The sequence below is a fragment of the Streptomyces sp. SID13726 genome (assembly GCF_010548375.1).
GTDB lineage: Bacteria > Actinomycetota > Actinomycetes > Streptomycetales > Streptomycetaceae > Streptomyces.
Genome location: NZ_JAAGLY010000007.1, coordinates 118,296 through 142,727, shown reverse-complemented (window position 1 = coordinate 142,727; position 24,432 = coordinate 118,296). Strand labels below are relative to the sequence as shown.

Here is a 24,432-nt window from a genome sequence, read left to right as displayed (position 1 = left end):
ACACCGTCCTCCTACCTTCAACGCGTCGTACTTCGTACGTCATATATGAGACGCGATACGCGAGATCAGATACGCAAGACCCGATACGAGATCCGTTACGCGAGATCCGAGAGGCGCGCATGACCTCTGTGCCCACGCCGATCCCCTCCCGCACGCAGTACGTGCTGGAGGAGATCAAACGCCGCATCCTCACCGGGCGTCTGACGCCTGGTCAGGCCCTGGTGGAGACCGAACTCGCCGCACAGTTCGGGGTGTCCAAGACCCCGGTGCGCGAGGCGCTCAAGACCCTGGCCGGGACCGGGCTCGTCGTGATGAACCAGTACAAGGGCGTCACGGTGCGCATGGTGGACGCGGACATGGCGCGCGAGGTCTACGACGTCCGGCTGCTCCTCGAACCCGAGGCGCTGAAGCGGGCCGTGCGGCGCGGAGCCTCGCTGGACGCCGCGCGCGACGCCCTCACCCGGGCCGACGAAGCCGACGACACCGCCGAACGCTCCCTCGCCAACCGGGAGTTCCACCGCGCCCTGTACCTGCCCTGCGGCAACCCGCTGCTCGGCCGGATGCTCGACGAGGTCCGCGACCAGGCCGCCCTCGTCTCCGCCGTCGCCTGGGCGGCCTCGCCCTCCTGGGAACGGGAGGCCGGTGAGCACCGGGAGATCCTGCGGCTCGCCCTGGACGGTGACGCGGACGGCGCGGCCCGTGCCCTGCACGCCCACATCGCGTCCTTCGTCGAGCGGGCGTTCCCCGGAGCGACGGACCAGGAAGGCCAGGAATGAGCAGCGAGACGTTCGAGACCCAACGGGCGGCCCTGGCCGACGTGGTGGCGATCCCGGTGACTCCGTTCGCCGAGGACGGCACCGTCGACCAGGACGCCCACCGGGCCCTGCTGCGTCGGCTGCTCGACGGAGGGATCACCACCCTCACCCCCAACGGGAACACCGGCGAGTTCTACGCCCTCAGCCCCGAAGAGCGGCGCCTGGTGACGGAGTTGACCGTCGACGAGGCGGGGGACCGGGCCGACATCCTGGTCGGCGTCGGACACGACGTGCCCACCGCGGTGGCCTCCGCCCGGCACGCCCGTGAGCTGGGCGCCGGGATGGTCATGGTCCACCAGCCCGTCCACCCGTACGTCTCCCAGGCCGGCTGGGTCGACTACCACCGCGCCATCGCCTCGGCCGTCCCGGAGCTGGGGGTCGTGCCGTACATCCGCAACGCCCAGCTCGGCGGCGACCGTCTCGCCGAACTCGCCGACGCCTGCCCGAACGTGATCGGCGTGAAGTACGCCGTCCCGGACGCGGCCAAGTTCGCCGCCTTCGCGCGGGACGCGGGTCTCGAACGCTTCGTGTGGGTGGCCGGGCTCGCCGAGCCCTACGCCCCCTCGTACTTCTCGGGGGGCGCCACCGGCTTCACCTCGGGGCTCGTGAACGTCGCCCCGGCCGTCTCGCTGAACATGATCGAAGCGCTTCGATCCGGTGACTACCCGGCCGCGATGAAGGTCTGGGAGCAGATCCGCCGCTTCGAGGAACTCCGTGCGGCGAACGGCTCCGCCGACAACGTCACCGTCGTCAAGGAGGCCCTCGCCTCCCTCGGCCTGTGCCGGCGCGAAGTGCGCCCGCCCAGCCGCGAGTTGCCCGAGTCCGAGCGCGCCGAGGTCGGCGCGATAGCCGCCGGGTGGTCGATATGACCGACAGGAAACGCCCCGAAGAGCTGAGAAGCCATCAGTGGTACGGCACCGAGGGCCAGTTGCGCACCTGGTCGCACAACGCCCGGATGCGCCAGCTCGGTTACGAGGCCGAGGAGTACCGGGGCCGCCCGGTGATCGCGGTCCTCAACACCTGGTCCGACATCAACCCGTGCCACGTCCATCTGCGCGAGCGCGCCGAGGCGGTCAAGCGGGGAGTCTGGCAGGCGGGCGGCTTCCCACTCGAATTCCCGGTCTCCACCCTCTCGGAGACCTACCAGAAGCCGACCCCGATGCTCTACCGCAACCTCCTCGCGATGGAGACCGAGGAACTGCTGCGGTCGTACCCGATCGACGCGGCCGTGCTGCTCGGCGGCTGCGACAAGTCGACGCCCGCGCTGCTCATGGGCGCGACCTCGGCCGACGTGGCGTCGATCTTCGTGCCCGCGGGTCCGATGCTCCCGGGACACTGGCGCGGCGAGACCCTCGGGTCCGGCACCGACATGTGGAAGTACTGGGACGAGCATCGCGCGGGCAACCTCACCGACTGCGAACTGCGGGAACTCCAGGGCGGTTTGGCGCGCTCGCCGGGCCACTGCATGACCATGGGGACCGCGTCCACGATGACCGCGGCGGCGGAAGTGCTTGGCATGAGCCTGCCAGGGGCATCCTCGATCCCGGCCGTCGACTCCGCGCACGAGCGGATGGCCGCCGCCTCCGGACGCCGTGCCGTGGAACTCGCCTGGAACGGGCCCAGGCCGTCCGAGATCCTCACCCGCGAGGCCTTCGACGACGCCGTCACCACGGTGCTCGGCCTCGGCGGCTCCACCAACGCGGTCATCCACCTGATCGCGATGGCCGGCCGGGCGGGCGTCGCGCTCACCCTGGACGACTTCGACCGCATCGCTCGCACGGTCCCGGTGCTGGCCGACGTACGGCCCGGCGGACAGACGTACCTCATGGAGGATTTCTACTTCGCCGGCGGCCTGCCCGCCTTCCTCTCCCGGATCACCGACCTGCTCCACCTGGACCGGCCGACGGTCAACGGCACCCTGGGCAAGCAGATCGAGGGCGCGGAAGTGCACAACGACGACGTCATCCGCACCCGCGAGAACCCGGTCGCGAGCGAGGGCGGGGTCGCCGTACTGCGCGGCAACCTCTGCCCGGACGGCGCGGTCATCAAGCACATCTCGGCCGACCAGCACCTGCTCAAGCACACCGGCACCGCGGTCGTCTTCGACGACTACAAGTCCATGCAACGCACCATAAACAACCCGGAGTTGAACATCACCGCGGACAGCGTCCTGGTGCTGCGCGACTCCGGCCCCAAGGGCGGCCCCGGCATGCCCGAGTACGGCATGCTCCCCATCCCCGACCACCTCCTCAAGCAGGGGGTACGGGACATGGTCCGCATCTCCGACGCCCGCATGAGCGGCACGAGTTACGGCGCGTGCGTACTCCATGTGGCCCCGGAGTCGTACGTCGGCGGCCCGCTGGCCCTGGTGCGTTCGGGCGACTCGATCACCCTCGACGTCGAAGCCCGCCTCCTCCAACTCAATGTGAATGACGAGGAGTTGGAGAACCGCAGGAGGGACTGGACGCCCCCGCCGACGCGCTACGAACGAGGCTACGGCGCCCTCTACAACGACCAGATCACCCAGGCGAACACCGGCTGCGACTTCGAGTTCCTGGCAGGACAAGGCAAGAGCCCAGATCCCTACGCAGGCTGACCGGGCCCACTCAGGGGCGCGGGGAACTGCGCGACCAGCCACAACCCACCCGCACCCGCCGCACAACAGCAAGAGGCACCCCGTACCGCGAACAGGGGCCGACCTCCGCATATCGAGAAAGCGCTTCCCGTACGACCGTACCCAGAACGGAGCCCCTGTCATGGCCCAAGCCGCAGCCGTGGCGAAGCCGCCCGCGCCACCCCGGCGACGCCGTGCCTCCGCCACGCCCCGCAGGCTCCCGTACCTGCTGATCGCGCCGGCGGCCCTGCTGATGCTGGGCTTCATCGCCTACCCGGTCCTCAGCGTCTTCTACTACAGCCTCCAGAACTACAACCCCACCAAGCCATGGCGGAACGGCTACGCGGGCTTCGACAACTTCGTCCAGATCTTCACCAAGGACCCGCAGTTCTGGGACACGCTGACCTTCAGCGCCAAGTGGGTCATCGTGGAGGTCGGACTCCAGCTGCTGTTCGGCCTCGCGCTCGCGCTGATCGTCAACCAGACCTTCGTGGGCCGGGCGGTGGGCCGCGCGCTCGTCTTCTCCCCGTGGGCCGTCTCCGGTGTGCTGACCTCCGCGATCTGGGTTCTGCTCTACAACTCCCAGACGGGCGTCACCCGTTACCTCGCCGACATGGGCATCGGCTCCTACGGCACCAGCTGGCTGTCGGACACCTCGACCGTGTTCTCGGCGGCGGTCGTCGCCGACCTGTGGCGAGGGGTCCCCTTCTTCGCGATCCTCATCCTCGCCGACCTCCAGTCCGTCTCGAAGGACCTGTACGAGGCCGCCGAGGTCGACGGGGCCAGCAAGGTCAAGCAGTTCTGGCACATCACGCTGCCGCACCTCAAGGACGCGATCATCCTGTCCACGCTGCTGCGGGCGGTGTGGGAGTTCAACAACGTAGACCTGCTCTACACGTTGACCGGCGGCGGCCCGGCGGGTGAGACCACGACTCTGCCCCTCTACATCGCCAACACCAGCGTCGACGCCCACAACTTCGGCTACGCGTCCGCCCTGACCACGGTCGCGTTCGTGATCCTGCTCTTCTGCTCGATGGTCTACCTGCGGCTCAGCAAGTTCGGAAGGGAGGCCAAGTGATCACCAAGGAGGCCACGGAGGTCGTGTCCGCGCCTGTGCGGGAGACCCCTGAACCGACCCGTCCGGTGAAGCACCGCCGATCCTGGGACGAGGTCCCGCGCTGGCACATCTATCTGCCGCTGTCGATCTACCTCGTCTTCACCCTGATCCCCTTCTACTGGATCCTCCTCTTCGCCCTGCGCCCGGCCGGCTCGACCTCGCTCGTGCCCTGGCCGATCACCTTCGACCACTTCGAGAAGGTGTGGACGGAGCGGTCGTTCGGCACGTACTTCGAGAACAGTGTGTACGTCGGTCTCGCGACGCTGGTGATGACGACCCTGGTCGCCCTGGCCGGCGGCTACGCGCTCGCGCGGTTCGACTTCAAGGTCAAGAACGCGTTCATGCTGGCGCTGCTGTGCTCCCAGTTCGTGCCCGGCGCCCTGCTGTTGGTGCCGCTGTTCGAGATCTTCGCCGAGCTGAAGATGATCAACTCGCTGGGCAGCGTCATCATCGCCGAGACGGTGTTCCAGCTGCCGCTGTCGATGATCCTGATCAGCAACTTCATCAAGAACGTGCCGTACTCCCTGGAGGAGGCGGCCTGGGTGGACGGCTGCAACCGGCTGACGGCGTTCAGGATCGTCGTACTCCCGTTGTTGCGGCCGGGGTTGATCGCCGTCGGCTCCTTCGCCTTCGTGCACTCCTGGAACCACTTCCTGTTCGCCCTGATGTTCCTCAACAACCAGGACAAGCAGACGATCCCGGTCGGCCTCAACACCCTGATGAGCGCGGACAGCGTCGACCTCGGCGCGCTGGCCGCCGGCGGCATCATCGCGGCGGTACCCGTGGTGATCGTGTTCGCCTTCATCCAGAAGTGGCTGATCACGGGGTTCAGCGCGGGGGCGGTGAAGGGATGAGACTCCGTCGGACGGTGCTGGGAGGTGTGGCGCTGAGCTTGGCGGACGTCGCCGTCCGCGCCGAGGGGCGCGCCGTGGGCCGTGCGCTCCTGGGGAGGAACGACGTCAGGACGTCGGGGATGCCGAGGCGGGTGGCCGTCGATGGTGTCGAGACGGCGAGCGCGGTGGTCATCGACAGGGCCGGCATCGAGACGGCCGCGAGGGAGCTGGTGGGTGTAGAGGAACGGGTCGTCTCGGGTTCTGGCACGGGGGTGTGGTTCAGCTCCGCTCCGGGGCCGGGTGTGAGGGAGCGGTCCGTTTCTGCTTCCGGCGCGCAGGTGGGGGAGCGGTGTGTCTTGGCTTCGGGTGTGGGTGGGTGGAAGCGGTCTGTCTCGGCTCCCGGTGCGGGTCGGTGGAAGCGGTCTGTCTCGGCTCCGGGCGCGGGTGCGTGGAAGCAGCCGCCCGTCTCCGCGTCCGACGCGGCGGGGGAGCGGCCCGCTCCCGGCACGGATGTGCGGAGACGCCCCGCCCCCGCCCCTGACGCGGACGCCCGGAAGTACTCCACCCCGGCCTTCGCCCCAGGCCCCGGGTATCAGCCGACCGCTACCCCGGCCTTCGCCCCAGGCTCCGGGTATCAGCCGACCGCTACCCCGGCCTTCGCCCCAGGCCCCCGGCGTCACCCCGCCCCTACCCCCATCCCCAACACGGAGGCCCGGACATGAGACTCCGTCACATCGCCCTGGCCACCACCCTGTTGGGCCTCCTCTGCCTCCCCGCCCACGCCGACACCCGGGACATCGGCCGAGACACCCTCCCCCTGAACGACGGCTGGGCCTCCGCAGGGTCAGGCACCACCGGAGGTTCCGGCGCCGACTCGGCGCACGTCTTCACCGTCACCGACCGGGCCGGACTCGTCCGCGCCCTCGACAACGGCAGTGACACTCCGAAGATCATCCGGATCGCCGGGACGATCGACGCGAACACCACCGACGACGGCGAGCACCTGGACTGCGACGACTACGCCACCGACGGCTACAGCCTGAGGAAGTACCTCGCCGCCTACGACCCCCGCACCTGGGGCTCCGCCAAGCTCAGCGGTGAGCAGGAGGCCGCCCGCCAGGCCTCGGCCAGGAAGCAGGCCGAGCGGGTCGAGCTGCTCGTCGGGTCGAACACGACGATCGTCGGGCTCAAGGGAGCCGTACTGAAAGGCGCGAGCCTCCAGGTCAGGAACGCCGGCAACGTCATCGTCCGCAACCTAGACAGCCGTGACGCCTACGACTGCTTCCCCGTCTGGCAGCCCAACACCGGCGGCCTCGGCGACTGGAAGACGGCGTACGACAACATCTGGCTGACCGGCGCCACCCATGTCTGGGTCGACCACGTGACCCTCAGCGACAAGGGCCACCCGGACTCCGAGGAGCCCACCCTCTTCGCCCGCAACTACCTCCGCCACGACGGACTGCTGGACATCACCAACGGCTCCGACCTGGTCACCGTCTCCTGGAGCCGGTTCGCCGACCACGACAAGGCGATGCTCATCGGCAGCGGTGACTCGGCCACCGGCGACCGCGGAAAACTCCGGGTCACCCTGCATCACAACGAGTTCGAGTCCGTCGTACAGCGCGCGCCGCGCGTCCGCTTCGGACAGGTGCACGTCTACAACAACCGGTACCTCGTGGAAGGCGACGACTACCGCTACTCGCTCGGCGTCTCCACCGAGTCAGGGATCTACGCGGAGAACAACGCCTTCCACACCCCCGGCCACATCGAGGTCGCCGACCTGGTCAAGAGCTGGAACGGCTCCGCGCTGCACCAGAGCGGCACCCTCTTCAACGGCTATCCGGTGGACCTTCTCGCCATCCACAACGCCTACAACTCCGGCAGCGAGCGTGATCTCACGGCGGACGTCGGCTGGACGCCTACCCTGCACACAAAGATCGACAGCGCCGCAGCGGCCGACCGACAGGTGGCGCGCGGCGCGGGCGCAGGGAGGATGCCATGAACAGCGAAGACACCACGGGCACCGTGGACATCGTCCTGGCGGGCGCGCGCGGCCACGGCCGCTGGCACCTGGAGAACATCCGCAGGTTGCAGGACAAGGGGATCGTACGACTGGCGGGGATCTGCGAGCTGACCCCGCTGAGCGGCGACGAGATCCCCGAAGGGCTGGGCACGCCCGAGCAGTCCGCCGACTTCGGCGCGCTCCTCGACTCCACCGGCGCCCGGATCGCGGTGATCTGCACCCCGATCCCGACCCACACGGACCTGGCGCTCGAAGCGGCCCGCCGCAAGGTGCACATCCTGCTGGAGAAGCCCCCGGCGCCGTCGTACGCCGAGTTCCGCCGCATGGCCGACGGGGTCGCCGCGGCCGGGGTCGCCTGCCAGATCGGCTTCCAGTCGCTGGGCTCGCACGCCGTGCCCGCGATCCGGGAGCTGGTCGAGGAGGGCGCGATCGGCGAGCTGATCGGGATCGGCGGGGCCGGCGCTTGGGCGCGCCCCGAGTCGTACTACCGGCGTGCGCCCTGGGCGGGCAAGCGGCGGATGAACGGCGTCGACGTCATCGACGGCGCCCTCACCAACCCCCTCGCGCACGCCGTCGCCACCGCCCTCGCCCTGGGCGACGCGAGCCGCGCCGAGGACGTCACCCGCATCGAGACCGAACTGCTGCGCGCCAACGACATCGAGTCCGACGACACCTCCTGCGTCCGTGTCACCACCGCGACCGGCCTCACGGTCACCGTCGCCGCGACCCTGTGCGCCGAGGACCCCGACGAGCCGTACGTCGTCGTGCACGGCAGCCGGGGCCGGATCACCTACTGGTACAAGCAGGACCGCGTGCTGCTCCAGCGGGCCGGACACGGCCCCGAGGAGTCCGAGTACGGCCGCACGGACCTGCTGGAGAACCTGGTCGACCACCTCACCGACGGCGCCGGGCTCCTGGTCGTCCCCGAGGTGACCGGCGCCTTCATGAAGGTCGTCGAGGCGATTCGACTGGCCCCCGACCCCACCCCGCTGCCGGCCACCGCCTGGCATCTGATCCCCGACGAGGAGCGCCGGGTCGTGCCCGGCGTCGACGGACTCGTCGCGGCCGCCGCCGACAGCCTCGCCCTCTACTCCGAACTGGGCGCCGACTGGACCCAACCGAACGAGGTGAGCACATGACGACCCCCGATTGCCCGGTCCTGCGTGTCGCGGGCCGCCCGGTCGGCCGCTACGTCACCCGGCCCGAGCTGCCCGCCCGGCTCTCCCCACGCCCCTATCTGCACCCCGTCACCACCCTGGCCGGCGCGGCCGTCACCGAACTCAGCCCCGCCGACCACATCCACCACCTCGGCGTCGGTGTCGCCGTTCCCGACGTCGAGGGGCACAACTTCTGGGGCGGGCGCACCTACGTCCGCGACCAGGGCCCGACCGAGCTCGACAACCACGGCGCCCAGCGCCACAACTCCTTCCAGCTCCGCGACCCGGACGGCTTCGTGGAGGAGCTGCGCTGGGTCGCCTCCGGAACCGAGCTGCTGCGCGAGCGCCGTACCGTCGCGGCCACCGAACTGACCGGCTCAGCCTGGGCGTTGGACTTCACCTTCTCGCTCACCAACGTCACCCAGGACCCCCTCTCGATCGGCAGCCCGGCCACCAACGGCCGCCCCGGCGCGGCCTACGGCGGCTTCTTCTGGCGGGCCCGCAAGGAGCGGGAGGCACCGCACGTCTTCACCGTCGACCGCGAGGGCGAGGAGTCCGTCCACGGCACCCGAGCCGACTGGGTCGCCCTCGCGGGCAGCACCTGGACGCTCGTCTTCGCCGGGGCCACCGAACAGACCCGCAGGGACCCCTGGTTCGTGCGCGCCGACGAGTACCCGGGCGTGGGCTCCTCGCTCGCCCACGACGCGCGGCTCCCGGTCCCGCCCGGCGAGACCGTCGTACGGCGGATCGTCACCGTCGTCGCCGACGGACGCCTGCCCAAGCTCGAAGTGGCGGCCCTGGTACGGAAGGCGGTCAGCCAGTGACGGACCCGCGCCCGCCCGCCATCCCGGCCACGACGTACACCAACCCGATCCTGAACGCCGACTGGTCCGACCCCGACGTCGTCCGCGTCGGCGACGACTTCTACCTCACCGCCTCCAGTTTCGGCCGGGTCCCGGGCCTTCCCCTGCTGCACTCCCGGGACCTGGTCAACTGGACCCTGATCGGCCACGCCCTCGAACGCCTGGAACCGGCGGGGGAGTTCACCAAGCCCCGGCACGACTGCGGAGTCTGGGCACCCTCCCTCCGCCACCACGACGAACGGTTCTGGATCTTCTGGGGCGACCCCGACCAGGGCATCTTCCAGATCAACGCCCCCGAGATCAGGGGCCCTTGGACCCGCCCGCACCTCCTCAAGTCGGGCAAGGGCCTGATCGACGCCTGCCCCCTGTGGGACGAGGACACCGGCGAGGCCTACCTCGTGCACGCCTGGGCCAAGTCCCGCTCCGGCGTCAAGAACCGCCTCACCGGCCACCGGATGGACCCCGACGGCCGTGAACTCCTCGACGAGGGCAAGCTGATCGTCGACGGCGACCGGATACCCGGCTGGTTCACCCTCGAAGGCCCCAAGCTCTACCAGCACGACGGCTGGTTCTGGATCCTGGCCCCCGCGGGCGGAGTCGAGACCGGCTGGCAGGGTGCCTTACGCTCCCGCGAGTTCTTCGGGCCCTACGAGGAGAAGGTCGTCCTGGAGCAGCAGGACACCGACGTCAACGGCCCCCACCAGGGCGGCTGGGTGCGCACCCCGTCCGGCCAGGACTGGTTCCTGCACTTCCAGCAGAAGGGCGCCTACGGCAGGGTCGTCCACCTCCAGCCGATGCGCTGGGGCGAGGACGGCTGGCCGGTGCTCGGCGACGACGGCGCCCCCGTCGCCGTACACGAGAAGCCCGACCTGCCGCCGCAGCCGGCCGCCGCGCCCGCCACCGACGACGACTTCCCCGGCGGACGCTTCGGCCGCCAGTGGCAGTGGACCGCCAACCCGCAGCACGGCTGGGCCACCCACCACTCGGGCGACGGCCTGCGACTCACCTGCGTCCGCTCGGCCGACGCCCACGACCTGCGCAGACTCCCGAACGTCCTCACCCAGCGGCTGCCCGGCACACCGGCGGCCGTCGAGGTGGAACTGCGACTGCACAGCGAGGAACCGGGCGCCCGCGCCGGACTCGCCGTCCTCGGCGACGCGTTCGGCTGGATCGGACTCCAGCGCGACGCCGACGGCACGGTCCACCTCGTGCACCGGTTCGCCGAGGGCGTCGCCGACCACGAGCGGGACGCCGACCACGCGCGACCGGCTCCCACCGGAAGGGCGCGGCTGCGGATCGAGATCGGCGCGGGGGCCCGATGCCGGTTCCTCTACGACGTCGGCGAGGGCCTGCGTCCCTCCGGACCCGTCTTCGCCGCCACCCCCTGGCGGTGGGTCGGCGCCCTGCTCGGCCTGTTCGCGCTCGCGCCCGTCGGCGGCGGACACGCCGGGGCGGCAACCTTCTCGCACTTCAGGATCGACCACCTGTAACGCACCGAACCCGTAAGCCTGTTGGGAGCCGCAATGACGCAGCACCTTCATAGCAAGCGCTTGCAGAGACCGGGGTACGGCAGAGTCGTGGCCGCCGTGCTCGCCCTTGTGGCCGCGTTGGGTCTCGGGGCGGCCGGGGAGGCGCGGGCCTACGCTCCGCAGGTCTCGGGAGCGTCGGCCTACGCTCCACTGGTCTCCGGGGCGTCGGCCTCGGCCCCGCAGGTCTCGGGGGCGTCGGCCGCCGTGGGCCGCTTCGACGACCGGGCGCACGGCTTCGCCGCCCTCGCCGGAGGCACCACCGGAGGCGCCGGCGGCAAGGTCGTCACCGTCACCGACCAGGCCTCGCTGGCGAAGTACGCGGCGGCCGAGGAGCCGTACGTCATCCGGGTCTCGGGCACGATCGCCGTGGAGCCGTTCGGCTCGGACATCGTGGTCGGCTCGAACAAGACGGTCATCGGCGTCGGCGACACCGGCGAGATCGTCCACGGCGAGCTGCACCTCGACCCCGGCACGCACAACGTGATCATCCGCAACCTGACGATCCGCGACTCGTACGTCGAGGGCGACTGGGACGGCAAGACCACCGACTTCGACGCCATCCAGATGGACACCGTCGACCACGTCTGGATCGACCACAACACCTTCGAGCACATGGGCGACGGACTGCTCGACATCCGCAAGGACAGTCAGTACGTCACCGTCTCCTACAACCGGTTCCGCAACCACAACAAGGCGTTCGGGATCGGCTGGACCACCAACGTCCTCACCCAGATCACCATCGACCACAACTGGTTCACGGGCACCAAGCAGCGCAACCCGTCCGCCGACAACTGCGCCTACGCCCACCTCTACAACAACTACCTCTCGGCACAGGTGACCGACGGGGACCCGGTGTGGACGTACGGCAACTGGTCGCGCGGCAGGACCAGGATGGTCATCGAGAACAGCTACTACGACGGGGTCCAGCACCCCTACCAGGCCGACGCCACCGCCGAGTTGGTGCAGCGCGGCTCGATCCTCAAGCACACGTCCGGGCGAACGGACGCATGGGGTACGGCATTTGATCCGCGCTCCTTCTACGACTACCGGCTCGACCCGGCCGCCGCCGTGCCCGCGCTGGTGTCCCGGTTCTCCGGGCCGCAGAAGCGCATCGGCGTGACCCTGCACGTCCCCGCCGGGTACTCGACCGTGCAGGCCGCCGTGGACGCGGTGCCGGACGGCAACACCGTGCCGGTGACGATCGCCGTCGCGCCCGGCACCTACCGTGCCAAGGTCTTCGTCCCGGCGGCCAAGCCGCACCTCGTGCTCCAGGGCACCGGACGCGACCGGTCCGACACCGTCATCGTCTTCGACACGCCTGCCGAGTACGGCGGTTCGACGGGCAGTGCGACGGTCCGGATCGCCGCGCACGACGTCACCGCCCGGCACCTCACCTTCAGCAACGACTTCGACGAGGCCGCCGTCGAGCTGAAAGGCGAGCAGGCCCTCGCGATGAAGACCACCGGTGACCGGATCGTCTTCGAGGACACCGCCTTCCTGGGCAACCAGGACACCCTGATGACCGACAGCCCCAAGCTGGACGCGATCAGCCGGGTGTACGTCCGCGACTCGTACATCGAGGGTGACGTCGACTTCGTCTACGGACGGGCGACCACGGTCATCGAGCGGTCCGTGATCCGGGCGCTGAGCCGGGGCTCCGACTCCAACAACGGCTACATCACGGCCGCTTCGACCTGGACGGGCAACCCGTACGGCTTCCTGATCACCCGGTCGAGGATCGTGAGCGACGCGCCCGCCGGGACCTTCCATCTGGGGCGGCCCTGGCATCCGGGTGGTGAACCCGCCGCCGTGGCCCAGGTGTTGATCCGGGACACCGAGCTGCCGGCCGCGGTGAAGTCCGCGCCGTGGACCGACATGAGCGGCTTCTCGTGGAAGGACGCCCGGTTCGCCGAGTACCGCACCTTCGGGCCGGGCTCCGCCGTGACCGCGGACCGCCCGCAGCTGAGCGCCGCCGACGCGAGGTCGTACACCGTCGCCAACTACCTCAAGGGCACGGACGGTTGGGCGCCGAACGCCCGCCACTGACTCCCCCCACAACTTCATATCTCCGCTGGAATCAGAAGAAGAAGAGAGCCGACCAATGAAGATCAGCATCCGCAGAAGCAGGCGCGCTGCCATAGCCGTCGCCCTCGGGTCCGTCCTGGCGCTGACCGCCACCGCCTGCGGTGACGACGGCAGTGGGGCCGGTGGCGACAAGGGCGACGAGGGCAGCGGCAAGGGGAAGATCGTCTTCTGGGACAACAACGGCGGTGTGCGCACCGACGTCTGGAAGGAGATCATCGCCGACTTCCAGAAGGCCAACCCCGACATCAAGGTCGAGTACGTCGGCATCGCCTCCACCGAGTACCAGTCCAAGGTCGACACCGCCATCCAGGGCGGCGGCCTGCCGGACGTCGGCGGGGTCGGCGCGGCCATGCTCGCCGGGTTCTCCGCGCAGAAGGCACTGGAGCCGCTGGACGACCGGCTCGCCAAGTCCTCCCTGAGCGGCAAGCTCAACGAGAACATGGTCGACTCGCTGAAGGCGGCCGGGGGCGGCGACGGGACGCTGTACTCGATCCCGACCTCCGCCAACAACGGCGTGCTGTACTACCGGACCGACCTGTTCAAGGCGGCCGGTCTCGACGAGCCGACGACCTGGGACAAGTTCTACGAGGCCGCGGCGAAGCTGACCGACTCGAAGAAGAACGAGTTCGGTTACACCATCCGCGGTGGCGCCGGGTCCATCGCCCAGGCCCTGGACGCGGCGTACGGGCAGAGCGGGATCACCTCCTTCTGGAACGGCGACAAGACCACCCTCAACGACCCGAAGAACGTGGCGGCGCTGGAGAAGTACGCGGCGCTGTACAAGAAGGACACTCCGGCGGCCGACCTCAACAACGACTTCACCAAGATGGTCGCGCAGTGGGACTCCGGCACGATCGGAATGCTGAACCACAACCTGGGGTCGTACCAGGACCATGTGAAGGCGCTCGGGGCCGACAAGTTCCGGGGAATTCCGCAGCCGGTTGGCTCCGCCGGTAAGAGGGTCCAGGTGTCCAACCCTGTTGACGGGCTCGGGGTGTTCAAGAGTTCCAAGAACAAGGACGCGGCTTGGAAGTTCATCGAGTTCGCGACCTCACACGCGGAGAACTCGAAGTTCAACAAGTCTGCGGGTCAGGTGCCGTCGAACAATGACGCTGCCAAGGACTCGTGGATCGCTGAGGCGGAGCCCACGAAGCTTGCCGCTGCCGCGTTGACCGACGGGTCGACCAGCATTGTTCAGCTGCCGTACTACCTGCCCGACTGGAACACGATCTCGAAGGCCGATAACGAGCCGAACTTCCAGAAGGTGCTGCTCGGGGACATGAGTGCGAAGGACTTCCTGGACACCATGGCCGACCAGCTGAACAAGGCTCAGGCCGAATGGAAGGAACAGAACGGCTAAGAGGGTGGGTGGTCTCGCTGTGCGGCCGGCTGCGGGTTTCGTCGTGGCTGGTCGCGCAGTTCCCCGCGCCCCCAAAAGCAGAAAGGTGCACCGGAGATGTCAGTTACCCGGAGACAAGTTACCGTGGCGGCCCTTGCCGCCCTGCCCGTCGCCCTTGGCGCGACCGGTATCGCTCAGGCCGCCCCTCGAAGAACACGCACGCTCTACATCGCCGGTGATTCCACCGCCGCGCAGAAATACTCCGACGCCGCTCCCGAGACCGGGTGGGGCATGGCAGTTCCCTTCTTTCTGCACAAGGATCTGGCCGTCGCCAATCACGCGGTGAACGGGCGGAGTTCGAAGTCCTTCGTCGACGAAGGACGGCTGGACGCGATTCTCGGGCTGATCAAGCCCGGTGACCTCCTGCTCGTCCAGTTCGCGCACAACGACGAGAAGGCCGAGGATCCCACTCGGTACACCGAGCCCTGGTCGACGTATCAGGACTATCTGCGGCTGTACATCGACGGCGCCCGTGCGAAGGGGGCCCGGCCGGTGCTCGCCACGTCCGTCGAGCGGCGGAGGTTCGACGCAAGCGGGAACGCCGTGCCGACGCACGGGGAGTACCCGGCCGCGATGCGGGCGCTCGCCCGGGAAGAGGGTGTCGCGCTGCTCGACATCCAGGCGCTGTCGCTCGCGCTGTGGCAGAAGCTCGGGGTCGAGGAGACCAAGCGGTACTTCAACTGGACCGCGACCGAGCAGGACAACACGCACTTCAATCCGCCGGGTGCGATCGCCGTCGCCCGGCTCGTCGCCGGTGAGCTGGTGCACCGGCGGGTGCTCGGGCCCCGGGACGTGCGCCGGCTCGACGCCGAGATCCCGGAGTCCTGGATCACCTGGCCGTCGCCGGCCGCCGCCTGAACCTCCCCGCTTCAAGAAGAGAGTCGCACAATGAAGACACAGAAGTGGCATGGGCATGTCATGACAAAGGCGCTGGCCGTGGCCGGCTGTGCCGCGCTCGTGCTGACGGTCACCGGCACCACCGCACAGGCCAGGGGCCATGACGTCACCCGCGAAAGCCTCGCCGCCGGTGACGGCTGGGGTTCCTACGGCACCGGCACCACCGGAGGCGCGGCGGCCGACGCCGCCCACGTCTACACCGTCACCGACTGGACCGGGTTCAAGGCCGCCCTCGCCGCCGGGGGCAGCGCACCGAAGATCATCAAGGTGAAGGGCACCATCGACGCCGTGTCGGAAGGGTGCGACTCGCTCGCCGCGCCCGGGTACGACTTCGACGCCTACCTGGCCAAGTACTCGCCCGAGGCGTGGGGGCTGGACACCGACCTGAGCGCCGAGCCCGACGACAGCCCCGAGGGACTGCGCCGCGCCTCCGCCGCCCACCAGGACCAGACGATCAAGGCGAACGTCCCCGCCAACACCACGATCATCGGGGTCGGCCGCGATGCCGGGTTCAAGGGGGCCAGTCTCCAGATCAAGGCCGTGGACAACGTCATCGTCCGCAACCTGACCTTCGAGAGCCCCCTCGACTGCTTCCCGCAGTGGGACCCGACGGACGGTTCCACCGGAAACTGGAACTCCGAGTACGACACCGCCGTGGTGTACGGCTCCACCCATGTCTGGCTGGACCACAACACCTTCACCGACGGCAGCCACCCCGACAGCGCGGCGCCGACCTACTTCGGCATGCTCTACCAGCAGCACGACGGCGAGCTGGACGTCGTCCGGGGCGCGAACTACGTCACCGCCTCCTGGAACGTCTTCACCGACCACGACAAGACGATCCTGGTCGGCAACAGCGACAGCGAGTCCACGGCGGTGGGGGACCGGGGCAAGCTCAAGGTCACCTTCCACCACAACGAGTTCTCGAACCTCGTCGAGCGCGCGCCCCGCGTCCGCTTCGGCCAGGTCGACTCCTACAACAACCACTTCGTGGCGAGCGACGACTTCGCCTACAGCTTCGGCATCGGCAAGGAGTCCCAACTCGTCGCCGAGCACAACGCGTTCACGCTCCCGGCCGGCGTCACCGCGGGCAAGGTGCTCAAGCGGTGGAACGTCTCCCCGCTGACCGCAGCCGACAACTACGTCAACGGCAAGCTCACCGACCTGATCGCCGTCCACAACGCGGAGATCCCCGCCGAGACCCTGGAGTCCGGCGCGGGCTGGACACCCACCCTGCGCACGAAGGTCGACCCGGCGAAGAAGGTCCCGGGGATCGTGGACCGCGGCGCGGGCGCCGGCCGGATCTGCTGAACCCCGTCCGACCCCCAGACCGGCCGGGGCGGAATCCAGCGGCCGTCCCGGCCACCCACCTCACCCCCCACGCGAGGCACCCCACCACAGAGCCGCGTTCCCAAGGAGCATCCGCATGCCCTCGCACCAAGCCCAACTCCCCCTGTCCAGAAGGGGGTTCCTGCTCGCGAGCACCGGAGCGGCAGCCGCGCTCGCCCTCACCACGAGCCCCGCGACGGCCGCCCCGGCCGGTGGCAGGCGCCCGTTCGGCCGCTTCGGGTCGCCGTCCGCCCGCCGCACCCCGCAGACCCTCTACGTCGACCCCGAGGGCCGCGGCGACCACACCACCGTCAAGGGCGCCGTCACCGCCGCCACCGGCACCGGCTGGACCCTGGTCCTCGCCCCCGGCACCTACCGGGAGACCGTCGCCGTCGACGCCACCCGCACCGAGGCCACCTGGATCGGCGCCACGGAGGAACCCCGGGACGTCGTGATCGTCCACGACAACGCGGCCGGTACCCCCAAGCCCGGCGGCGGCACCTACGGCACCACCGGCTCGGCCACCACCACCGTGCAGGCCGCCGGCTTCACCGCCCGCTGGATCACCTTCGCCAACGACTGGCTGCGCGCCGACCACCCCGACATCACCGGCACCCAGGCCGTCGCCATCAAGGTCCAGGGCGACCGCTCCGCCTTCCACCACTGCCGCTTCCTCGGCCACCAGGACACCCTCTACGCCGACTCGATGGCCCTGACCTCCTTCGCCCGCCAGTACTTCGCGCACTGCTACGCCGAGGGGGACGTCGACTTCGTCTTCGGCCGGGCCACCGCGGTCTACGAGGACTGCCACTTCCGCACCCTGGACCGGACCGACCTCGCGGCGCCGCCCTACGGCTTCGTGTTCGCGCCCTCGACGGCGGGCGCCAACCCGCGCGGCTACCTCGTCACCAGGAGCCGCGTCAGCAGCGAAGCCCCCGACGCCGCCTACAAGTTGGCCCGCCCTTGGGTGCCCAGCTCCGACACCACGGCCAGGCCCAGCCTCCTCGTCCGCGACACCCGGCTCGGCCCCGGCATCGACGCCGTCGCCCCCTACACCAACATGTCGGACGCCTTCCCCTGGCAGAGCCAGCGCTTCGCCGAGTACCGCAACAGCGGCCCCGGCGCCCGGATCACCGTCCCGGAGAACCGGCCCCAACTCACCCGTGAGCAGGCCGAGTCGGCGACCAAGGAGACCTACCTCGGCGACTGGCGGCCCTGGAAGGAGAGCTGCTGATGCGCAGGCGCACGCTTCTCGCGGCCGGTCTCGGAATCGCCGCGGCCGGAGCGGCCCCGGCCCACGCCACCGGAGGCCACCGTGTCCTCCACGTCCGCCCCGGCGACTCCGTCCAGGCCGCCGTGGACGCGGTCACCGGCCCCGGCTGGACGATAGTCGTGCACCCGGGGACGTATCGCGAGGTCGTCAACGTCCCCGCCACCGCAGCAGAGTTGACCCTGCGTGGTGCCGTCCGTGACCCTCGCGCGGCCGTCATCGTGTACGACAACGCCAACGGCACCCAGAAACCCGACGGTTCGGGCACCTACGGCACCGCCGGCTCCGCCACCTTCACCCCCGCCGCCCCCGGCGGCAGCGTCCGCGACCTCACCCTCGCCAACGACTGGCTGCGCGCCGACCACCCCGACATCACCGGCACCCAGGCGGTCGCGGCCTGCACCTACGGCGACCGGACCCGCTTCGAGAACGTCCGCCTCCTGGCCCACCAGGACACCCTCTTCGTCGAGACGACCGCCCTCGACTCCTTCGACCGGCAGTACTTCCGCCACTGCTACATCGAGGGAGACGTCGACTTCGTCTTCGGCCGGGCCACCGCCGTCTTCGAGGAGTGCCACTTCCACACGCTCCAGCGGGACGTCACCTTCACGCCCAAGGGCATGGTCTTCGCGCCCTCCACCGCCCGCGCCAACCCGTACGGCATCCTCGCGGTCCGCTCCCGGATCACCTCCGGCGCCGAGGACGGGGCGTACAAGCTGGCCCGGCCCTGGGTGCCGTCGTACGAGACGACCGCCTGGCCGTCCCTCGTCGTGCGGAACAGCCGGATCGGCCCCGGCATCGACCCGGTCGCGCCCTACACCGACATGCGGGTGCAGTACCCCTGGCAGACCATGCGCTTCCGCGAGTACGGCAACTCCGGTCCCGGCGCGGTGATTTCGGTCCCCGAGAACCGCCCCCAGCTGACCTCCGCCGAAGCCGCCGTGCACACCCGGCGGACGTACCTCGGGGACTGGAGGCCCTATGAGTGTCCATGATCCTTTGGGGCGCCGGGCGTTCGTGGTGGGCACCGGAGCGGCGATGCTGGCCGGTGCCGCGGTGAGCCCCGCCGAGGCCGGGGTCGTGGACGGTCCGCTGCCCGACTTCCACCCGGCACTGAAGCGTGAGCTGAACTTCCCGCTCGCCTGGGGGAGTTCGCCGATCCGCGACTTCGGGACCTGGCGGCGGACAGCCCGCACCACCGTCGAGGACCACCTCCTCGTCGACCGCGAGGACAGGACGCCGTACGCCCCCGAGTTTACCGATCGGGCCCAAGGCGACGGCTGCACAAGGGAGTTGGTCACCCTCTCCCTCACCCGTCACGAACGCGTCCGCGCCGCCCTGCTCACCCCGCACGGCCCAGGACCGTTCCCCGCCGTGCTGCTGCTCCACGACCACGGGGCGAAGTTCGACATCGGCAAGGAGAAGCTGGTCAGGCCCTGGTACGACGACACCCGGCTCGCCTCCGCGCAGGGCTGGGCCGACAAGTACTTCAGCGGCCGGTTCGTCGGCGACGAACTCGCCCGGCGCGGCTATGTCGTGCTGTGCGCGGACGCGCTCGGCTGGGGCGACCGCGGGCCGGTCACCTATGACCAACAGCAGGCCCTGGCAAGCAACTTCTACAATCTGGGCTCCTCGCTCGCCGGGCTCATGGCCCGCGAGGACGCCCGTGCCGCGGAGTTCCTGGCCGGGCTGAGAAGGGTGGACGCCAGGAGGATCGCCGCCGTCGGGTTCTCCATGGGCGCCTACCGGGCCTGGCAGACGGCCGCGCTCACCGACCACATCGCGGCCACCGCGTCCGTCTGCTGGATGACCGGGCTCAAGGAAATGATGGTGCCCGGCAACAACACCCTGCGCGGGCAGTCCAGTTACTACATGCTCCACCCGGGTCTTCCCCGGTTCCTCGACTTCCCCGACGTGGCGAGCATCGCCGCACCCAGGCCGATGCTCTTCCTCAACGGCGGCCTCGACCCGCTGTTCCCCGCCGACGGCGTCCGCGTGGCGTACGACAAGCTGCGCGCCGTCTGGCACTCCCGCCACGCCGAGGAGCGGTTGCACCTCAGGACCTGGCCCGACCTCGGCCATGTCTTCGTCGACCGCATGCAGGACGAGGTCTTCCGCTGGCTCGACACCGTCCTTTGATCTCCCCTCCCCGAAAAGCACGACGAAAGGACCCGCACTCCATGTCTCGTCGTACCGCCCTCATCGCCACGGCCGCCCTCGCCCCCGGCTCCGGGCTCGCCGTCCTCCCCACCCAGGCCCAGGCCGCGACCGTGGTCGTCAGCAACTCGACCGACCTGTCCAACGCCATCAAGAACGCCACCGCGGGCACCGTCATCCAGGTCCGCGGCGGCACCTACTACCCGACGGCCACCCTCCAGTCCACGGCCAACGGCACCTCCTCGTCGCCGATCACGCTCACCGCGTACGGCTCGGAGACCGTGAAGATAGACGGGTCCTCGCTGCCCGACGGGGACTGGATCTTCAAGCTGACCGCCGACTACTGGAACGTCTCCAACATGACCTTCCAGAACTCCCCGGACAGCGCGGTCGTCTGCCAGTCCTGCACCGGGACGAACTGGAACAACATCAAGACCATCAACGGCGGCGACTCCGGCTTCACGCTCACCGGCGACGGGACGGTCAACAACACCGTCAAGAACATCGACAGTTACGGCAACTACGACGCCGCGGGCCACGGCGAGAACGCCGACGGGGTCGCCGTGAAGTTCGGCTCCGGCACCGGCAACCTGATCACCGGGGCCCGCCTGTACAACAACTCGGATGACGGGATCGACTTCTGGTCGTTCTCCTCGCCCGTCACCGTCGAGCACACCTGGTCCATGGGCAACGGCGTCAACCGCTGGTCCGACTCGGCGTTCGCGGGCGACGGCAACGGCTACAAGCTGGGCGGCGACGGCGAGGTCGTCGCGCATGTCATCAACAACTCCGCCGCCTGGGGCAACGCGGGCAACGGCTTCACCGAGAACTCCAACACCGGCGCGATCGTCATCAACCGCACCACCGCCTACGCCAACAGCAAGTGGGGCTACTACTTCGCCACCAGCTCCGCCAAGCTCGGCAAGAACCTCGCGGTGAGCAACGGCGGCGGCTCGGTCAGCAAGGGCTCGAAGGTCACCTCGTCCGGCAACAACTGGGACAGCGGCATCAGCACCCCCGCCTTCAGGACGACGGACGCCTCGACGACGTACAACGCACGCAGCTCCAGCGGCACCCTGCCCGCGACCACGTTCCTGACGACGGGCAGCACCACCATCGGCGCGACCATGAACTGACCAGGCCACCCGCACGACGGGGCGCTTGACCCGTTTTTTACCGAGCGGGTCTCGCGCTCGCCGGGGTGACGCGCGTAGAACGTCTGTCATGCATAAGCCATTGCGTATCGCAGCCGTCACCGCGGCGTGTGCCGTCGCCGCCGGAGCCCTCTACGGCGCCGGAGCGGCCACGGCCGGCCAGTCCACGGCGAACTCCACGCACGAGCCCTACAACATCGGGCTCCTGGTCAAGGACATCGACACCTACTACGGCACCGCGCTCGACGCGAACGGTGTCTACCAGGCGTCTCCCACCAGCCCGTACGCCAAGGACCTGGCCTCCCTCGACAAGGCCGCGAGGAAGTACATCGACCAGGCCGCCCGCAAGGCGCACCACAAGCGCGAGAAGCCCGCGGTCGTCTTCGACATCGACGACACGCTGCTGCTCAGCCTCGACTACGAGAAGCGGTACAACTACACGTACAACTCCGCCACTTGGGCCGCCTACGTCAACAAGGCGGACCGTCCGGCGGTCTTCGGCAGCCCCGAGCTGGTCCGGTACGCCGAGAAGAAGGGCGTCGAGGTCTTCTACAACTCCGGTCTGAGCGAGGCCCAGCGCACCGCCGCGGTGGAGAACCTGAAGAAGATCGGCGCCGACGTGAACCTCGACGCCGGCCACATGTTCCTCAAGGACACCGCCAACCCGCCCTCGTACCTGAGCGGTTGTGCGACCGCGGGCACCTGGACCTGCACGACCGTGCAGTACAAGTCCGGTACCCGCAAGCACATCGAGAAGGACCTCGGGTACGAGATCATCGCCAACTTCGGCGACCAGTACTCCGACCTCGACGGCGGCTACGCCGACAAGACGTACAAGCTGCCGAACCCGACGTACTTCGTCAGCTGAGGCTCACTTCCGTACCGGCCTGATCCCCTCCAGGGTCGGCACCACCGGCAGAATCGAACCGTCCGCCGCGAACTCCATGCGGTCGACGGTGGTCTCCCGGTGCATGCCGTCCCCGCCCGGCCTCCCCGGCCCGTTCAGGGCGAACCGGTGATAGACGATGTACCAGTCGTCGGTGCCGGGGGTGTTCACCACGGAGTGGTGACCGGTGGCGAGGATGCCGTACTCGGGACGCTTGGACAGGATCGTCCCCCTCTTGGTCCACGGACCGAGCGGGGACGGTCCCGTCGCGTAGGCGACGTGGTAGTTCTCGCTGCGGGTGTCGTCCTCGGACCACATGAAGTAGTACGTGCCGTCGCGCTTGATCACGAAGGACCCCTCCCGGAAGTTGTCCGGGGTGATGTCCTCGACCTTCGCCGGGTCGTACGAGGTCATGTCGGCGTTCAGCGGCACCACGTACCCGTGCCCGTTGCCCCAGTACAGGTACGACGTCCCGTCGTCGTCCGTGAAGACGGCTGGGTCGATCATCTGCCCCTTCAGCGCACCGCCCTTGGCCACCAGCGGCTTGCCGAGCGCGTCCTTGAAGGGCCCGGCGGGGGAGTCCGCCACCGCCACCCCGATCTGCTGCTCCGCGCAGAAGTACAAGTAGTACTTCCCGTCCCGCTCGGCGATCGCCGGCGCCCACGCGTACTTGTCGGCCCACGACACGTCCGGACCTAGGTCGAGGATGACCCCGTGGTCCTTCCAGTGGACCAGGTCCTTCGACGAGTACGCCTTGAAGCGGGTGCCGCCCCAGCCCTGGAAGCCGTCGGTGGTCGGGTAGATCCAGTACTCGCCGTTCAGATAGTGCACGTCAGGGTCGGCGTTGAGGCCGGGCAGGACGGGACTGCCGGTCGGCACGGCTTCGACGGTCCATCTGCGAGTCGTTCCGTCGGCCGCCGTCACGGTGTACGTCTGCGGCTTGCGGAAGTCCCGCCGGGTGCCGGAAGCGGGGCTCACCCGGGCCCCCTCGCCGACCGCCAACTCCGGTGCGAGACGCGCGAGATCGGTGCCGGGCCGCATCGGCAGCACGACCTTCGACGCGGCCTCCGTGACGATCGCGTACCCCTTCTGACCGGAAGCCGTCGCGTCCACGACGGACGTCCCGGAGACCGGGTACGCGGCCAGCAGCCGGTCGTACTCCTTCCGCGTCACCGGAAGTACCGTGCCGTGCCGGGGACTTGCGGGCAGCTGGTAGTTGGCCGACGGCGTCCACTGGCCCGAGTCGAGGTCGGTCGTCTCGAAGGGGACGTAACCCCGGCCGCCGTACTCGTCGACGAACAGGTACCACTTCTTCTCGGTGTTCGACTTGAACACCGTCGGTCCCTCACCGCGCTCCATCGCCCCGCTGCCGATGCAGTCCGCCACGAAGTCGTACTGCGTCGAGGTCAGCGACGTGGACTTCTCCCCGGTGATGAACTTCGAGCAGGGGCTGGAGGAGCCGGGGTCCCGCTCGTCCTTGGTGTAGCGGTAGTAGGTGTCCTTGTACTTGACGACCGTCGAGTCGATCACCGAGTAGCCCGGGTCGTCCCAGACCTTCGGCGCGCTGAAGGTGCGGAAGTCCTTCGTGGTCGCGTACAGCATCTTGTTGTACGTCGATCCCGTGTGCTCCGGGTCGTCGTCGGCGTACAGCTTCGACGCCCAGAAGACGACGTACTCACCGAGGCTGTCGTCCCAATAGGCCTCCGGCGCCCAGGTGTTGCCCGCGCTGTCCGGGGCCACCTTCACCAGCCGCTGGTCGGTCCAGTGCACCAGGTCGGTGGACTCCCAGATCATGATCGACTTGCTGCCGTGCCGCTGGACGTCGTCCCAACTGCCGCTGCTGTTCCGGTACATGCGCAGATCGGTGGCGATCAGATAGAACTTGTCGCCCTTGGGGGAGCGGATCACGAACGGGTCGCGCAGGCCCTTCTCGCCGATCGTCGACGTCAGCACCGGCCTGCCCTGGTTCAGCTCGCGCCAGTGCAGGGGGTCGTCGCCCCGGCTGAGGGCGTAGCGGATCTGCTCGCCGTCGGCGGTGCCCTCGCCGGTGAAGTAGGCGAAGAGATAGCCGGCGTACTTGGAGTGGTTCACGGGTGGTGCTCCTGAGTGGGCGGAACCGGGCGGTGCGGTGAGCATGGCCAGGAGGAGTGAGAGACAGGCGACGAGGAGGATACGAGGGCGCATGTCGCTCCTGCGAGTGTGGGGGTGTGGGGGATTCTGTTGGGGGCTGTGCGCGCCTTCGGAGTGTTACGAGCGGGAAACAGCACGTCAATCGGTGAGTGCGCGACGAACAGCAGCGAAAGT

Annotated in this window: 19 protein-coding genes; 18 read left to right on the top strand and 1 reads right to left on the bottom strand. The window is 69.2% G+C overall.

All coding sequences use genetic code 11. The annotated features are described in order from the left end of the window. The first annotated feature begins 119 nt into the window (after positions 1 to 119). The 18 genes from G3I78_RS20355 (at position 120) to G3I78_RS20270 (ending at position 22,110) form a co-directional block, all read left to right on the top strand. Positions 120 to 776: a GntR family transcriptional regulator gene (locus tag G3I78_RS20355; protein WP_164426567.1), complete on the top strand. Its 657-nt coding sequence runs from the start codon at positions 120 to 122 to the stop codon at positions 774 to 776. Then, positions 773 to 1,684: a dihydrodipicolinate synthase family protein gene (locus G3I78_RS20350; RefSeq protein ID WP_164426565.1), complete on the top strand. Its 912-nt coding sequence runs from the start codon at positions 773 to 775 to the stop codon at positions 1,682 to 1,684. The genes G3I78_RS20355 and G3I78_RS20350 overlap by 4 nt, the downstream gene beginning before the upstream one ends. Then, the gene (gene araD / locus G3I78_RS20345) at positions 1,681 to 3,411 is read left to right on the top strand and encodes an L-arabinonate dehydratase (RefSeq protein ID WP_164426563.1); all 1,731 of its coding nucleotides are present in this window, start codon (positions 1,681 to 1,683) and stop codon (positions 3,409 to 3,411) included. The genes G3I78_RS20350 and araD overlap by 4 nt, the downstream gene beginning before the upstream one ends. Positions 3,412 to 3,571: 160 nt before the next feature. After that, positions 3,572 to 4,507, top strand: coding sequence for a sugar ABC transporter permease (locus tag G3I78_RS20340; RefSeq protein WP_164426561.1), 936 nt, complete (start codon positions 3,572 to 3,574; stop codon positions 4,505 to 4,507). After that, on the top strand, positions 4,504 to 5,400 hold the full coding sequence (locus G3I78_RS20335; protein ID WP_164426559.1) for a carbohydrate ABC transporter permease: 897 nt from the start codon (positions 4,504 to 4,506) through the stop codon (positions 5,398 to 5,400). The genes G3I78_RS20340 and G3I78_RS20335 overlap by 4 nt, the downstream gene beginning before the upstream one ends. A gap of 697 nt (positions 5,401 to 6,097) precedes the next feature. Beyond that, positions 6,098 to 7,381 carry a pectate lyase gene (locus G3I78_RS20330; protein ID WP_164426557.1) on the top strand — a complete coding sequence of 428 codons (1,284 nt, stop codon included), beginning with the start codon at positions 6,098 to 6,100 and terminating at the stop codon, positions 7,379 to 7,381. Beyond that, positions 7,378 to 8,541 (top strand): Gfo/Idh/MocA family oxidoreductase, encoded by a 1,164-nt coding sequence (locus G3I78_RS20325; protein WP_164426555.1) that lies wholly within the window; start codon positions 7,378 to 7,380, stop codon positions 8,539 to 8,541. Before G3I78_RS20330 ends, G3I78_RS20325 begins: the two co-directional genes overlap by 4 nt. Further along, on the top strand, positions 8,538 to 9,383 hold the full coding sequence (locus tag G3I78_RS20320) for a PmoA family protein (protein WP_164426553.1): 846 nt from the start codon (positions 8,538 to 8,540) through the stop codon (positions 9,381 to 9,383). Before G3I78_RS20325 ends, G3I78_RS20320 begins: the two co-directional genes overlap by 4 nt. Before the next feature lie 20 nt (positions 9,384 to 9,403). Further along, positions 9,404 to 10,912, top strand: a complete 1,509-nt coding sequence (locus G3I78_RS20315) for a glycoside hydrolase 43 family protein (protein ID WP_164427229.1) — start codon at positions 9,404 to 9,406, stop codon at positions 10,910 to 10,912. Positions 10,913 to 10,945: 33 nt separating this feature from the next. Beyond that, positions 10,946 to 12,997, top strand: coding sequence for a pectinesterase family protein (locus tag G3I78_RS20310; RefSeq protein WP_164426551.1), 2,052 nt, complete (start codon positions 10,946 to 10,948; stop codon positions 12,995 to 12,997). A gap of 55 nt (positions 12,998 to 13,052) precedes the next feature. Beyond that, complete coding sequence (locus G3I78_RS20305; protein WP_164426549.1) at positions 13,053 to 14,396, top strand: sugar ABC transporter substrate-binding protein; 1,344 nt, start codon at positions 13,053 to 13,055, stop codon at positions 14,394 to 14,396. 96 nt (positions 14,397 to 14,492) lie between these two features. Then, complete coding sequence (locus tag G3I78_RS20300; RefSeq protein WP_164426547.1) at positions 14,493 to 15,293, top strand: rhamnogalacturonan acetylesterase; 801 nt, start codon at positions 14,493 to 14,495, stop codon at positions 15,291 to 15,293. A gap of 30 nt (positions 15,294 to 15,323) precedes the next feature. Further along, complete coding sequence (locus G3I78_RS20295) at positions 15,324 to 16,643, top strand: pectate lyase (RefSeq protein ID WP_164426545.1); 1,320 nt, start codon at positions 15,324 to 15,326, stop codon at positions 16,641 to 16,643. Between the two features lie 115 nt (positions 16,644 to 16,758). After that, positions 16,759 to 17,895, top strand: a complete 1,137-nt coding sequence (locus G3I78_RS20290; RefSeq protein ID WP_164426543.1) for a pectinesterase family protein — start codon at positions 16,759 to 16,761, stop codon at positions 17,893 to 17,895. Continuing rightward, positions 17,895 to 18,926 carry a pectinesterase family protein gene (locus G3I78_RS20285; protein WP_164426541.1) on the top strand — a complete coding sequence of 344 codons (1,032 nt, stop codon included), beginning with the start codon at positions 17,895 to 17,897 and terminating at the stop codon, positions 18,924 to 18,926. The genes G3I78_RS20290 and G3I78_RS20285 overlap by 1 nt, the downstream gene beginning before the upstream one ends. Next, entirely contained in the window at positions 18,913 to 20,070 is a 1,158-nt protein-coding gene (locus tag G3I78_RS20280) for a dienelactone hydrolase family protein (RefSeq protein ID WP_164426539.1), read from the top strand. The genes G3I78_RS20285 and G3I78_RS20280 overlap by 14 nt, the downstream gene beginning before the upstream one ends. Positions 20,071 to 20,111: 41 nt before the next feature. Further along, the gene (locus G3I78_RS20275) at positions 20,112 to 21,224 is read left to right on the top strand and encodes a chondroitinase-B domain-containing protein (protein WP_164426537.1); all 1,113 of its coding nucleotides are present in this window, start codon (positions 20,112 to 20,114) and stop codon (positions 21,222 to 21,224) included. A gap of 88 nt (positions 21,225 to 21,312) precedes the next feature. After that, positions 21,313 to 22,110, top strand: coding sequence for an HAD family acid phosphatase (locus G3I78_RS20270; protein WP_164426535.1), 798 nt, complete (start codon positions 21,313 to 21,315; stop codon positions 22,108 to 22,110). A 3-nt stretch (positions 22,111 to 22,113) separates the two neighbouring features. Here the strand turns inward: G3I78_RS20270 and G3I78_RS20265 are convergent, their stop codons facing one another. Then, positions 22,114 to 24,312 (bottom strand): family 43 glycosylhydrolase, encoded by a 2,199-nt coding sequence (locus tag G3I78_RS20265; protein ID WP_164426533.1) that lies wholly within the window; start codon positions 24,310 to 24,312, stop codon positions 22,114 to 22,116. Positions 24,313 to 24,432 lie beyond the last annotated feature (120 nt).

Bases quoted from the DNA above. Each gene is read 5' to 3' on its own strand.
- G3I78_RS20355 (WP_164426567.1), top strand. From the start codon at position 120: ATGACCTCTGTGCCCACGCCGATCCCCTCCCGCACGCAGTACGTGCTG.
- G3I78_RS20350 (WP_164426565.1), top strand. From the start codon at position 773: ATGAGCAGCGAGACGTTCGAGACCCAACGGGCGGCCCTGGCCGACGTG.
- araD (WP_164426563.1), top strand. From the start codon at position 1,681: ATGACCGACAGGAAACGCCCCGAAGAGCTGAGAAGCCATCAGTGGTAC.
- G3I78_RS20340 (WP_164426561.1), top strand. From the start codon at position 3,572: ATGGCCCAAGCCGCAGCCGTGGCGAAGCCGCCCGCGCCACCCCGGCGA.
- G3I78_RS20330 (WP_164426557.1), top strand. From the start codon at position 6,098: ATGAGACTCCGTCACATCGCCCTGGCCACCACCCTGTTGGGCCTCCTC.
- G3I78_RS20325 (WP_164426555.1), top strand. From the start codon at position 7,378: ATGAACAGCGAAGACACCACGGGCACCGTGGACATCGTCCTGGCGGGC.
- G3I78_RS20320 (WP_164426553.1), top strand. From the start codon at position 8,538: ATGACGACCCCCGATTGCCCGGTCCTGCGTGTCGCGGGCCGCCCGGTC.
- G3I78_RS20310 (WP_164426551.1), top strand. From the start codon at position 10,946: ATGACGCAGCACCTTCATAGCAAGCGCTTGCAGAGACCGGGGTACGGC.
- G3I78_RS20305 (WP_164426549.1), top strand. From the start codon at position 13,053: ATGAAGATCAGCATCCGCAGAAGCAGGCGCGCTGCCATAGCCGTCGCC.
- G3I78_RS20300 (WP_164426547.1), top strand. From the start codon at position 14,493: ATGTCAGTTACCCGGAGACAAGTTACCGTGGCGGCCCTTGCCGCCCTG.
- G3I78_RS20295 (WP_164426545.1), top strand. From the start codon at position 15,324: ATGAAGACACAGAAGTGGCATGGGCATGTCATGACAAAGGCGCTGGCC.
- G3I78_RS20290 (WP_164426543.1), top strand. From the start codon at position 16,759: ATGCCCTCGCACCAAGCCCAACTCCCCCTGTCCAGAAGGGGGTTCCTG.
- G3I78_RS20285 (WP_164426541.1), top strand. From the start codon at position 17,895: ATGCGCAGGCGCACGCTTCTCGCGGCCGGTCTCGGAATCGCCGCGGCC.
- G3I78_RS20280 (WP_164426539.1), top strand. From the start codon at position 18,913: ATGAGTGTCCATGATCCTTTGGGGCGCCGGGCGTTCGTGGTGGGCACC.
- G3I78_RS20275 (WP_164426537.1), top strand. From the start codon at position 20,112: ATGTCTCGTCGTACCGCCCTCATCGCCACGGCCGCCCTCGCCCCCGGC.
- G3I78_RS20270 (WP_164426535.1), top strand. From the start codon at position 21,313: ATGCATAAGCCATTGCGTATCGCAGCCGTCACCGCGGCGTGTGCCGTC.
- G3I78_RS20265 (WP_164426533.1), bottom strand. From the start codon at position 24,312: ATGCGCCCTCGTATCCTCCTCGTCGCCTGTCTCTCACTCCTCCTGGCC.